General features: G+C 69.5%; 11 protein-coding genes and 1 pseudogene. 1 reads left to right on the top strand and 11 read right to left on the bottom strand.

The features are described from left to right. From nagZ to phaZ, 5 genes are all read right to left on the bottom strand, one after another. Positions 1–967 (bottom strand): beta-N-acetylhexosaminidase (nagZ, locus tag CCR87_RS02175; protein ID WP_201155716.1); only part of this gene is annotated, 967 nt, incomplete at its 3' end. Beyond that, positions 964–1,749: an SPOR domain-containing protein gene (locus tag CCR87_RS02170; RefSeq protein ID WP_242511804.1), complete on the bottom strand. Its 786-nt coding sequence runs from the start codon at positions 1,747–1,749 to the stop codon at positions 964–966. The genes nagZ and CCR87_RS02170, both read right to left, overlap by 4 nt. 86 nt (positions 1,750–1,835) lie before the next feature. After that, positions 1,836–3,581, bottom strand: a complete 1,746-nt coding sequence (gene argS, locus CCR87_RS02165; protein WP_201155714.1) for an arginine--tRNA ligase — start codon at positions 3,579–3,581, stop codon at positions 1,836–1,838. A gap of 136 nt (positions 3,582–3,717) precedes the next feature. Continuing rightward, a complete protein-coding gene (locus tag CCR87_RS02160) occupies positions 3,718–4,356 on the bottom strand; it encodes a hypothetical protein (protein ID WP_201155712.1) in 639 nt (212 codons plus the stop codon). Between the two features lie 157 nt (positions 4,357–4,513). Continuing rightward, complete coding sequence (phaZ, locus tag CCR87_RS02155; RefSeq protein ID WP_201155709.1) at positions 4,514–5,812, bottom strand: polyhydroxyalkanoate depolymerase; 1,299 nt, start codon at positions 5,810–5,812, stop codon at positions 4,514–4,516. Between the two features lie 107 nt (positions 5,813–5,919). On the opposite strand from phaZ, the gene CCR87_RS02150 reads away from it, so the two are divergent. Next, the gene (locus CCR87_RS02150) at positions 5,920–7,713 is read left to right on the top strand and encodes a PHA/PHB synthase family protein (RefSeq protein ID WP_201155707.1); all 1,794 of its coding nucleotides are present in this window, start codon (positions 5,920–5,922) and stop codon (positions 7,711–7,713) included. Between the two features lie 28 nt (positions 7,714–7,741). On the opposite strand, the gene CCR87_RS02145 is transcribed toward CCR87_RS02150, so the two are convergent. The 6 genes and pseudogenes from CCR87_RS02145 to CCR87_RS02120 all read right to left on the bottom strand — a co-directional run. After that, a complete protein-coding gene (locus tag CCR87_RS02145; protein WP_201155705.1) occupies positions 7,742–8,470 on the bottom strand; it encodes a peptidase in 729 nt (242 codons plus the stop codon). A gap of 94 nt (positions 8,471–8,564) precedes the next feature. Beyond that, on the bottom strand, positions 8,565–9,386 hold the full coding sequence (locus CCR87_RS02140) for a transglutaminase family protein (RefSeq protein WP_201155703.1): 822 nt from the start codon (positions 9,384–9,386) through the stop codon (positions 8,565–8,567). Beyond that, a complete protein-coding gene (locus CCR87_RS02135; RefSeq protein ID WP_201155702.1) occupies positions 9,383–10,336 on the bottom strand; it encodes an alpha-E domain-containing protein in 954 nt (317 codons plus the stop codon). Before CCR87_RS02135 ends, CCR87_RS02140 begins: the two co-directional genes overlap by 4 nt. 28 nt (positions 10,337–10,364) lie before the next feature. Beyond that, complete coding sequence (locus CCR87_RS02130) at positions 10,365–11,777, bottom strand: circularly permuted type 2 ATP-grasp protein (RefSeq protein WP_201155700.1); 1,413 nt, start codon at positions 11,775–11,777, stop codon at positions 10,365–10,367. 117 nt (positions 11,778–11,894) lie between these two features. Further along, the gene (locus CCR87_RS02125; RefSeq protein ID WP_201155698.1) at positions 11,895–12,287 is read right to left on the bottom strand and encodes a rhodanese-like domain-containing protein; all 393 of its coding nucleotides are present in this window, start codon (positions 12,285–12,287) and stop codon (positions 11,895–11,897) included. Positions 12,288–12,395: 108 nt separating this feature from the next. Next, positions 12,396–12,510, bottom strand: a pseudogene (locus CCR87_RS02120) (IS5/IS1182 family transposase); the annotation flags it as partial.

Genomic DNA, 12,510 nt, shown 5'->3' with positions numbered 1-12,510 from the left:
CGCACGACGCCAGCGCGCGGGCGTCGTGCGGATCGGGCAGGCGGCGCCGGGCAAGCGCCGCGTCCGAGCGCGCCTGCGCGGCGGCGGTCAGGGGGCCCGCGGCGTCGGCCACCGTGCGCAGGGTGGCCGCGTCGCCGTTGCCATGCAGGGCGATGTCGCAGCCCGCGGCGATGGCCTGCGCGGTGCGCTGCGCTGCGGTGCCCGATAGCGCCTGCATCCCCAGATCGTCCGTGACCAGCAGCCCGCGAAAGCCGATCCGGTCCCGGATCAGCGCGATCAGCGGCGGCGCGCAGGTGGCAGGGCGGTCATCGACGGCGGCATAGACGACATGCGCCGTCATCGCGATCGGCAGGTCGGCCAACGCGGCAAAGGGGGCCAGGTCACTGGCGTCCAGATCGGCCAGCGGGGCCGCGACCACCGGCAGGGCGAAATGGCTGTCGGCGGTGGCGCGACCGTGGCCGGGCAGATGCTTGAGCACCGGCAGCACCCCGCCCGTCAGCAGCCCGTCGGCGGCGGCGCGGGCGTTGCGGACGACCTGCTGCACGGTGGTGCCATAGCAACGATCCGCGAGGAACGGGTGTGTGGCCGGTCCCGCAAGATCGGCACAGGGCGCGCAGTTCACATCGATCCCCACGGCGGCCAGCTCGGCGGCGATCAGTCGGTGGCGCAGGTGGATCGCCTCCTCGGTCGCGGGGCCGGCGGCGGCGGTGGCGGGGCTGGGCCACTCGGTCCAGTGGGGGCCGCGCAGGCGGGCCACGCGGCCGCCCTCCTGGTCGACCAGGACGGGCGCGTCGCGGCCCAGCGTGTCGCGGATGTCGGCCGTCAGGCGGGCCAGCTGTGCCGGGTCGCGCACGTTGCGGGCGAACAGGATCACGCCCCAGGGGTCGGCCGCGCGCAAGAAGGCGCGGTCCGTGCCCTCCAGCACCGGGCCGGGCAGCCCGAGGATGGCAGCAGCCGGCCCGCTCACCGGATCAGGACCGGGATGCAGGTGACATCCTCGGCGATGAGGACGGCGCAGAAGCGGCGGGCCTCGGCCTCGGTGCCGAAGCCGTGGGCGCGCAGGCGGTAGAAGGTCCGCCCGCCGGCCTCGGCGGCCTGGATCACGCGGCCCTTGTCCTCGAACAGGGCGGGGAAGCTGTCGGCCAGGCGTTCCCACTCGGACCGGGCGGCGGCGCCGTCGTCCAGCGCGCCCAGCTGCACCAGCCGGGTGCCGGGGGCCAGGCTGTCGGGGTCGATCTCCACCGTGGCGCCGGGGGCGAGGGATTGCAGCACCGCGCGCGCCGCGGTCTCGGCCACGAGGTCGTAGCTGGGACGCGGTGGCGGCACCGGCGAGCGCGTCAGCCCCGGGGTCGAGGCGATCACCGCGCCGCTTTCGTCGCGCGGGGGCGAGGGCGGCGGGGCGGCGTCGGCCTCCAGCACCGGCGGCGCAGGGGCCAGCAGCACACGTTCGGGCGGCGCGATCTCGGCGCCCGCGGCGATGGCGTTGACCGACAGCCCCTGGTGGGCCGCGCGCAGGCCGCCGGGATCGTCGGGGGCGACGCGCATCGGCCCCTCCAGCGCACGCACCACCGGCACGCCGGACACATCGCGCACCGCCAGCGTCCAGCCCCAGCCGACGAAGCCCGCCAGCAGGCCCAGCGACACCACCACCGCCAGCACATTGGTCAGCATCCGCAGCGCCGAGCCGCCGCCGCGCCCGTCGCCGCCATCGCCCGTGTCGAATCGCGTGTGGTGATCCGCCTGCATCATCTGCCGTGCCCCACTGACATGGACCGCGGCGGGCCCGGGGGCCCCGCGGTGGTCCGGACTGCTCATGGCTCCGGGGCGGGCTGTTCTCAGCGCAGCTCGTCCGCCGGGGTCACGCCGAGGATACCAAGACCTGTGGAAATCACAACGCCGGTGGCCCGGGCCAGTGCAATTTTAGCCAATTCCGCCTCCGGTGCGCCCTCATCCAGGAACCGCAGGGCGGGATCGTCGTTGCCGCGGTTCCACAGCGCGTGGAATTCTGCCGCAAGCTCCGACAGATAGGTGGCGATGCGGTGCGGCTCTCCGGCGCGGGCGGCGACCTCCACCTGGCGGGGCCACTGGGCGATCTTCTGCGCCAGCGCGATCTGCGCGGGATCGCCGAGCAGCGCAAGGTCCGCGCCCGCCAGCGCCGCGTCATCCACCGCAGCCCCCGCCGCCGCGGCCTTGCGCATCACCGAGGCCACGCGGGCGTGCGCATACTGGACATAGAACACCGGGTTGTCCTTGGACTGCTCCAGCGCGCGGGCAAAGTCGAAGTCCAGCGGCGCGTCGTTCTTGCGCGTCAGCATCACGAAGCGCACGACATCCGCGCCGACCTCGTCGATCAGGTCGCGAAGGGTCACGAAGGTCCCGGCGCGCTTGGACATCTTGAAGGGCTGGCCGTCCTTGAACAGCCGCACCAGCTGCACCAGCCGCACCTCCAGCGTCACGCGCCCGTCCGACAGCGCCGACACCGCCGCCTTCATCCGCTTGACGTAGCCGCCATGGTCGGCGCCGAAGACGTCGATCAGCAGATCGAACCCGCGCTCGATCTTGTCGAAGTGATAGGCGATGTCTGGGGCGAAATAGGTCCAGCTGCCGTCGGATTTCTTGACCGGGCGGTCCACGTCGTCGCCGTGCGCGGTGGAGCGGAACAGCGTCTGCTCGCGCGGCTCCCAATCCTCGGGGCGCTTGCCCTTGGGGGGCTCCAGCACGCCCTCGTAGATCAGGCCGGCGTCCGTCAGGCGCTTCAGCGCCGCCTCGATCCGGCCGGTGCCATAGAGGGACTTTTCCGAGAAATACACGTCCATCGTGACGCCCAGCTGCGCGAGGTCGTCGCGGATCATGGCCATCATCGCCTCGGTGGCGATCTCGCGCACCTGGGTCAGCCACTCCGCCTCCGGGCGCTCCAGCAGGGTGTCGCCGAAGCGGTCCTTGAGGATCCGGCCCACCGGGATGAGGTAGTCGCCGGGATAGAGCCCCTCGGCGATGGCGGGCTCCAGCCCGTGCGCCTCGCGGTAGCGCTCAAAGGCGGAGCGGGCCAGCACGTCGACCTGTGCGCCGCCGTCGTTGATGTAGTATTCGCGCGTCACCTCATGCCCGGCAAACGCCATCAGCCGGGCCAGCGCATCGCCCACCACCGCGCCGCGCGCGTGGGCCACATGCATCGGGCCGGTGGGGTTGGCCGAGACGAACTCCACGTTGACCCGGCGCCCGGCCCCCATGTCCGAGCGGCCATAGGCGTCGCCCTGCGCCAGAACGGCCGCCACCAGCGCCTGCCAGACGCCGGGCGCCAGCCGCAGGTTCAGAAACCCCGGCCCGGCGACATCGGCCGCGGCAATGCGCGGATCATCGGCAAGGCGCTGCGCCAGGTCGGTGGCGATGGCGCGCGGTTGCAGGCCCGCAGGCCTGGCCAGAACCATGGCGGCGTTGGTGGCCATGTCGCCGTGGGCGGCATCACGCGGCGGCTCCACCGTCACCGCGTCCAGCTCGAGCCCCGCGGGCAGCGCCCCCTCGGCCTGCATCGCGCGCAGGCAGTCCAGCACCAGCGCACGGATGTCGGAGAAAAGGTTCATGGCGCGGGCCTCCGGGCTGTGGCGTGGGGTCCGGCGGGCATGGCGCCCGTGGACCCCGGGGCCTTAGCATGGCCAGCCGGAGGGTCAATGCGGACAGCCCCCGCAAACGGCCCCGGGCGCGCGCGGCCCGGCCGCCTCAGGCGCGGCGGCGGGTGCGCCCCGCGCCGAGCAGCGCCACAAGCCCGCCGCCCAGCAGCCACAGCGACGCGGGCAGGGGGATCACGTTGGTCGTGCCGGTCGGCTGGACCGAGAACACGATGTTGTCGATGCCCACGTTGAAGCCGTCCGGCCCCCATTGGATGCGGAGCCCGTCGCTGCGGGTCCAGGGGCCGCTGAAGGTGGTTGGGGCCGTCCCGGAAATGGTGATCCCGGCGGGGCTTGCGAAAAGCGCGTTGCCGTCCCTGTCCAGCACGCTCACCTGTGTGGTGCGATTCTGGTTCGGCCAGGCGCCGAGTTGGAAGCTCCTGATCGTGACCTCGTAGCCGGCGGCGGGGGTGAACAGAATCTCCGGACGGCCCCCGTTGGCCCCGTAGGCCACGCCCGTCAAGCCGCTGTAGTCTGGGCCGTACCAGCGCAGGAACGCGTCCGAAGTGGCGGTGTTCACGTTGAAGGTGTAGCTGACGGCAAGCTGACCCAGAATGCTGCCGTAAGTGCTGTCTATCGGGGCGTTGTTGATGCAAGGCCCCCCACAGATGTCCCCGGAAAAATCGAGTGTCGCCGCCGACACCGGCGCGGCCAGCACCAGCGCGACCGCCGCACCTGCAAAATGCTTCATGTGACCATCCTTCCAAATGAAGAATCTTAAATAAACTTTCCTCAACCCCGGATGGTGGTCAAGGAATTAATTGCCGCCAGTGCGCAAAAGAAAAAGGCGACCACGGGGGCCGCCTGATCCGATCCTGTCTGTGTCCGGAGCCGCCCGGCAGGGCGCTTCAGCCGCCCGAGGAGGACGCGAGGCGGATGTGGCTGGGGTCTGCCTCGCCGCTGGCGGGGCGGCCGGGGCCTGCGTTCTCGTCGATGAACTGAAGCACCAGGGGGCGGATGTTGTCGCGCCAGGACCGACCGGCAAAGATACCGTAGTGACCCGCGCCGGGTTCCACATGGTGGGCCTTCTTGGTGTCGGGCAGGCTGGTCAGCAGCCCCAGCGCGGCGGCGCACTGGCCGGGGGCGGAGATGTCGTCCTTCGCGCCCTCGACGATCTTGACTGCGCAATCGGTGATGGTGGCGAAGTCGACCTTGTGGCCGGCCACCACGAAGTCGTTGCGCGCGATCTCGCGGCTTTTGAAGATGCGCAGGACGGTGGACATGTAGAATTCCGCCGTCATGTCCATCACCGACAGATATTCGTCGTAGAAGCGGTTGTGCTTGTCGCGCTCGGATCCTTCGCCCTTGGCTTCGGCGGTGATCTTGTCGGCAAAGGCCTTGCCGTGGCGTTCGGCGTTCATCGAGATGAACGACGACAGCTGCGCCAGCCCGGGATACACCATGCGCCCGGCCCCGGCGTATTTGAAGCCCACGCGTTGCAGCGCCAGGTGTTCGAGCTGGCCCATGGTCACGCGGCGGCCGAAGTCGGTGACCTCGGTGGGGGCGGCGTCGGGATCGACCGGGCCGCCGATCAGCGTCAGGGTGCGCGGCTGCGCGGCGGGCTCCAGCTCGGCCAGATAGGCGGTGGCGGCCAGCGCCAGCGGGACCGGCTGACACACCGCGACGACATGGGTGTCGGGGCCCATGTGGCGGATGAAATCCATCAGATAGAGGGTGTAATCCTCGATGTCGAACTTACCGGCCGACACCGGGATGTCGCGGGCATTGTGCCAGTCGGTGATCCACACCTCCGCATCGGGCAGCAGGCTCGCGAGGGTGGAGCGCAGGAGCGTCGAGTAGTGTCCCGACATCGGCGCGCACAACAGGATGCGGCGCGACTTCTCGGGGCGGCCGCGGACGTTGAAGCGCACCAGATCGCCGAACGGGCGCGCGACCTCGACCGTGCGTTCGACCAGGTGGTCGCGCCCGTCCGTGCCCACGACGGTGCGGATGCCCCAGTCGGGCTTGATCACCATCCGCGCGAACGACCGCTCCGTCACCCGTCCCCACGCCGACATGACCTTGAACATCGGATGGGGCACAAGACCCCACATCGGATAGGACGCGATGGCCCGCGCCGAGGCGCCCATCCACTCGTTGGTGTTGCGGACCGTCTCCATCATGTCGTAGGTGAACATGTAACGCATCGTGTGGTCCTCTCCCGGGGGTGCCCCGTTCTTGGTGTGACGCCGCCAAAGCCCCCGGCCGGGTGCCGCCATGCTGCACGGCAGCACGATAGGGGGGAAAGATTAACATGACAACCGGGCAACAGGACGAAGGCGGCAATCTCGAACGCCTCAACGAGAACCTCGAACGCATAGAGGAGCTGTCGCAGCGCCTGGTCGCAGCACTGGCGCAGAAAAAGCCCGTGCGTCCGGCACTTCAGGCCCCCGACCAGGAACTCTACATGCGCGCGGCCACCGCCTATGTGGCCGACATGATGCAGAACCCCTCGAAAATCCTGGAACAGCAGGTCAGCTATTGGGGGGCTGCCCTGAAGCACTACGTCGAAGCGCAGGAGGCACTGCGTTCGGGCAGGCTGGCCGCGCCGCAGGACCACACCCCCGCCGACAAGCGGTTTTCCAACCCGCTCTGGCAGACCCACCCGTATTTCAACTTCATCAAGCAGCAGTACATGCTGTCGTCCGAGGCGATGGACCGCGCGGTGCAGGAGCTCGACCACCTCGACGCCCGCGACAAGCGCCGGGTGGCCTATTTCAGCCGCCAGATCATCGACATGTTCGCGCCGACGAACTTCCTCGCCACCAACCCCGAGGCCCTGTCGAAGGCGGTGGAGACGGACGGCGCGAGCCTGGTGAAGGGCCTCGAGAACCTGGTGCGCGACATCGAGGCCAACGAGGGCGAGGTGGTGGTGTCGCTCGCCGACCGCACCGCCTTCAAGGTCGGCGAGGATCTGGGCACCAGCCCGGGCCAGGTGGTGTTTCGCAACCGCATGATGGAGCTGATCCAGTACAGCCCCGCCACCGACAAGGTCCACGCCACCCCGCTGGTGATCTTTCCGCCCTGGATCAACAAGTTCTACATCCTGGACCTGAAGCCGCAGAACAGCCTGATCAAGTGGATCGTGGATCAGGGTTATACGCTGTTCGTGGTGTCCTGGGTCAACCCCGACGCCAGCTATGCCGATGCCAGCCTCGATACCTACATCGAGGAGGGGTACATGGAGGCGATCCGCGTCGCCAAGGAGATCACCGGCGAGGCCAAGGTCAACGCCGTGGGCTATTGCGTGGCGGGCACCGCGCTGGCGCTGACGCTGGCGCTGATGCACAAGCGCAAGGACGCATCCGTGCGCTCGGCCACCTTCTTCACCACGCTCACGGACTTCTCGGACCAGGGCGAGGTGGGGGTGTTCCTCGACGACGACTTCGTCGACGGGATCGAGCGCGAGGTCGAGGAGCGCGGCTACCTGCACTCCTTCTTCATGTCGCGCACATTCTCGTTCCTGCGCTCCAACGACCTGGTCTATGGGCCGGCGATCCGCAGCTACATGATGGGCGAGTCGCCGCCGGCGTTCGACCTGCTGTACTGGAACGGGGATTCGACGAACCTGCCGGCCCGCATGACGGTGCAGTACCTGCGCGGATTGTGCCAGCAGGACCGCTTTGCCCGGGACGGGATCGAGATCTGCGGCGAGACGCTCAGCCTGCGCGACGTGCGCCTGCCGCTGTGCGCCATCGCCTGCGAGACCGACCACATCGCCGCCTGGCGGTCGTCGTTCCGGGGCATCGCGGGGATGGGCAGCAAGGACCGCACCTTCATCCTGGCCGAATCAGGCCACATCGCCGGAATCGTGAACCCGCCGTCAAAGAAGAAATACGGCCACTTCACATCCGACGCGCCGCTGGCGGACCCCGATGACTGGCGTGCCGGGGCCACCCGCCACGACGGCTCCTGGTGGCCGCGCTGGGAGGGGTGGCTGGGCCGTCGGTCGGGCCGGATGGTCCCCGCGCGCGAACCCGGCGCCGAGGGGTATCCGCCGCTGTGCCCGGCGCCCGGCACCTATGTGCTGTCCGAGCCCGAGCCCTGAGAGCCCCCCGGCGCGGCCGGGGGTGGTGTCACAGCGTGATGCGACCGAACGCGTCGCGCAGGGCGTGGGACCACGACTCCGACATCGCAGCGAATCGGGCGTCCCCGGCCTCGATCCGGGTGCGCTCGGTGATGCGCAGGTCGCCCTCGGCGATCACCGCCATGTCGAGCGGCATGCCCACCGACAGGTTCGACCGCAGGGTCGAATCCATCGACAGAAGCACCGCCTTGCGCCCGTCATCAAGGCCGAGGTCCGGGCGCACCACCCGGTCGAGGATCGGCTTGCCGTACTTGTGCTCGCCGATCTGGAGGAACGGGGTGTCCTCGGTCGCCTCGATGAAGTTGCCCTCCTGATAGATCAGGAACATGCGCATGCCACCGCCGCGCCGCTGGCCCGCGACGATCATGCTGGCGCCGGCCATGCGCTCGGCCCCGGCCATGCGGCCCGCGATCTCGCCGCGCACCTCCGACAGGGCCTCGCCCACGATCTCGGCCACGCGCAGGATCGTGGGCGCCCTGAGGATGTTGCGCGCGGGATCGGCGTCGGGGTCGTCCGACATCGCCTCCTCCAGACGCGCGAGCGTGGTCTGGGTGACCGACAGGTTGCCGGCGGTCATGATCGCGATGGCCCGTTCGCCCGGCACCTCGAAGGTGAACAGCTTGCGATAGGTCGCGATATTGTCGAGACCCGCGTTGGTGCGGGTGTCCGACAGCATCACGATCCCCGATCTGAGCAGCAGTCCGACACAATAGGTCACGTCCGATCCCCCACACCCCACAGCCGGCCGCGGACCCCCGCGCCGGCGTTCCCGGACTTGCGACGCGGGGGCCACACCGGCCCCCGTGCCCGTTTCACTGCTGCGTGGCCCGCACCGATACGGTCACATCCATCCGTTCGGTCGCACCGCCGCGCGCGACGCCGCGAATCGGGGCGGCCCCGGCCGCATCCAGCCCCGACCCCAGCCGCACATAGCGCGCATCGGGGCAACAGGCGTTGGCGGGATCGAAGCCGATCCAGCCCAGCCCCGCCACCCAGATCTCGGCCCAGGCGTGGGCGGCCTCGGCGGCGGCACCCTGCGCGTCCGCATCCTCGCCGCCCAGATATCCGCTGACATAGCGCGCGGGCAAGTCCAGCACACGCGCCGTGGCGATCAGCGCATGGGCGTGGTCCTGGCACACGCCTTCGCCCAGGCGCAGCGCCTCGGCGGCGGTGGTGTGCGCCTCGGTCACGCCGGGGCGATAGGCGATGGCCTCGGCCACGGCCGCACACAGGCGGTGCGCGCGGTCCAGATCCTCGGTCGCGCCCGCGACCGCCGCGCGCGCGAGTTCCGTCAGCGCCACATCGGCCCGCGTCGGCGCGGTGTCGCGCAGATAGGCCGCCGCCGGCATCCGCTCGCGGTGACCCCGCAGCACGCCCGCCAGATCCTGCGTCTGCACGCGGCCGTGCACGCTGACCGTGATCTCCGACAGCGGGCCGTGGGCGGAATGGCTCTGGACCCAGTCGCCGGCGCCGTCCCGGAAGCCGCCGCCGGCGGTGCCCTCGCTGACCTCCACCGACCAGTCGAGGACGGTCTGCCCGTCGAACCGCGTCGGCGTCAGACGGTGGCTCTGGACCACGCCGCGCACGGGGCGGTCGTAGTGATAGGTGGTGACATGCTCCACCGTGACGATCATCGGATATCCCCGCTCAGATAGACCTCGCCCACGAGGCGGCCGATGGCGCCGACCTCGGCGATGTAGCGGGTCAGGAATTCGTGCAACCCTTCCTCGAACACATCCTCCACCGTCATCTCCGCCAGCTCCCCCAACAGTGTGCGCGCCCGGGTCTGCACCACCGAGCTGCGCTGGTACCCGCGCGCCAGCCGGTCGAGGTGATCGGACATGCCCTGGGCGCAGGTCCTCAGCGATCTTGGACACTGGGGGTTGAGAATCAGGAAATGCGCGATCTTGTGCGCGGTCACATCCCCGCCATAGGCCCAGTGAAACGCCCGGTGCGCCGACAGCGCGCGCAACAGCGTCGTCCACTGGTAGTTGTCCAGCCCCGAACCCACCAGGTCGAGCCGGGGCAACAGCACGAAATACTTCACGTCCAGCAGACGCGCGGTGTTGTCGCCACGCTCCAGGAAATAGCCGAGGTGGAGGAAATCCCAGTTGTCATTGCGCAGCTGCGTGGCCTCGATGGCGCCGCGCACCTGTGCGCAGTGGCGCAGCGTCCAGTCGACCATGTGGCTCAGCGGCAGTTCCGAGCGCGGCGTGCGCTGCAGCTCCCGCAACTCCTGGAACGCGGTGTTGAGCGCGTCCCACACCTGCGTCGTCAGCGCCGTGCGGACCACCCGGCCGTTTTCGCGCGCTCGCCCGATGCACGACGCGATGGACGAGGAGTTGTCGGTGTCGAAGAACAGATAGCTTTCGATGTTGCGCTGCACCGCGTCGCCGTACTTGGCGTGGAAGCCCTCGGCGCTGCCGGCGGCGCGCAACAGCGCGTCCCATTCGTTGCGGTACCCGTCGATGCCCCCCGGCATCAGTGCGATTCGCGCCCCCACTTCCAGCAGGCGGGCGGTCTTCTCCGCCCGCTCCATGTAGCGCGCGATCCAGTAGAGGTTCTCGGCCGTCCGGCTCAGCATCCGCCCACTCCGCCCAATTCGGGGACCATCACTCGGCCAGCACCCAGGTGTCCTTGACCCCGCCGCCCTGGCTGGAGTTCACCACGAGGCTGCCCTCCGTCAGCGCCACCCGCGTCAGGCCACCGGGCACCAGCTTGATCTGCTCCCCCACAAGGCAATAGGGCCGCAGGTCCACATGGCGCGGCGCGACCCCTTCCTCCACGAAGGTGGGGCAGGTCGACAGCGACAGCGTCGGTTGCGCGATATAGTTCGCTGGGTTGGCCAGCAGCCGTTCGCGAAAGCTCGCGACCTGCTGGGCGGTCGCCTTGGGCCCCACCAGCATGCCGTACCCGCCCGAGCCGTGCACCTCCTTGACCACCAGATCGGCCAGGTTGTCGAGGACGTACTTCAGGTCGTCGCGCTTGCCGCATTGCCAGGTGGGCACGTTGTTCAGCACCGGTTCCTCGCCGAGGTAGAAGCGGATCATCTCGGGCACGAAGCAATAGACGGCCTTGTCGTCGGCCACGCCTGCGCCGGGCGCCGAGGCAATCGTCACCCCGCCCGAGCGGTAGACATCCATCAGCCCCGCCACCCCCAGCATCGAATCGGCGCGGAAGCACAGCGGGTCGATGAAGTGGTCATCCACCCGGCGGTAGATCACATCGACCTTCTGCGGGCCGCGGGTGGTGCGCATCCAGACAAACTCGCCCTCGACGAACAGGTCCTGGCCCTCCACCAGCTCCACCCCCATCAGGTCCGCCAGGAAGCTGTGCTCATAGTAGGCCGAGTTCAGCGGCCCCGGCGTCAGGATCACGATGGTCGGCTCGCGGTCGCACTTGCGCGGCGCGACCGAGGCCAGCGTGCGCCGCAGCGCCTCGGAATAGCCGTCCACCGGCTCGATCCGGTTCTCGCGGAACAGCGCGGGGAACAGCCGCATCATGATCTCGCGGTTCTCCAGCATGTAGGAGACCCCCGAGGGCGTGCGGCAGTTGTCCTCCAGCACGAAGAAGTCGTCGGGGCCGGTGCGCACGATGTCGATGCCGACGATGTGGCTGTAGACCCCGCGCGGCGGGCGGATGCCCATGACCGCGGGCTCGAAGGCTTCGTTGCGGTGCACCAGATCGGCGGGGATGCGGCCCGCGCGGATGATCTCGCCGCGGTCGTACACATCGGCCAGAAAGGCGTTGAGCGCGCGGGTGCGTTGCAGGATGCCCCGCTCCAGCCGCCGCCACTCGGCCTGCGTGAAGACGCGCGGGAACATGTCGAACGGGATCAGCCGGTCGGGATCGCCCCCCTCGCCATAGACGGCGAAGGTGATGCCAATGCGCCGGAACAGCGCCTCGGCCTCCGCCTGCTTGAGGTGGCGCAACTCGTCCGGCATGGACCCCGTCCAGTCGCCAAGCCGCGCATAGGGCGCGCGCACCTGCCCGCCGTCGAACATCTCGTTGAAGAAGGCGTCCATGATCCCCTTTCGGCTGCGATGTCCCACGTTAACCGGGGGAATGGCCCGAGGGGAAGGGGCAGGGTGCCGCCGCCGTCTTCCCCGCCGCGCGGATTGCCCGTCCGAAGGGCAGGCCGCCTACATCCCGCGTTCCATCGGGCTTTCGACCGCGCCGCCCGCAGCCACCCAGTCCTTGAACGCGCCCAGGTTGAAGACATGGGTGTAGCCAAGATCGTGCAGCGTCTTGCCCGCCAGCGCCGCGCGCCCGCCGGCGGCGCAATAGACCACCACCGGGCGCTCGGGGTCGAACGCCGCCTCGTGCAGCGGCGAGGCCGGGTCGGCCCGGAACTCCAGCATTCCGCGCGAGACATGGCGCGCCCCGGCCACCTTACCGTCGTGGACCACCTCGGGGGCATCGCGGACATCCACGACGAGGGCGCCGTCAGCCATCAGCTGCTCCGCCTGCGCGCGGTCGATCTTGGGGATCACGGCGTTGGCGGCGTCGATCATCTGCTGGAGGGTCTGGGGCATGGGGGAGGCTCCGTTGCTTGGTTCTCGTCGAGTTTTAGTATTCTTTGGTTGCGATATCTCTTGATGAATCCATGCTCCCTGTCCAAAGGTTGCTGCTAGGCTCAGGACTCATAGCCAGAAGATGACGGTTGCGGCGAGGGCGATGGCGGAGAGGAAGACCTTGGGGCATCGGTCGTAGCGTGTGGCGATGCGGCGCCAGTCCTTGAGCCTGCCGAACATGATT

This window comes from Rhodobaculum claviforme, from assembly GCF_016653255.1.
In the GTDB taxonomy this organism is placed as follows: domain Bacteria; phylum Pseudomonadota; class Alphaproteobacteria; order Rhodobacterales; family Rhodobacteraceae; genus Rhodobaculum; species Rhodobaculum claviforme.
Note: the sequence above shows the minus strand (reverse complement) of the source record. Positions and strands in the feature narration are given on the sequence as shown.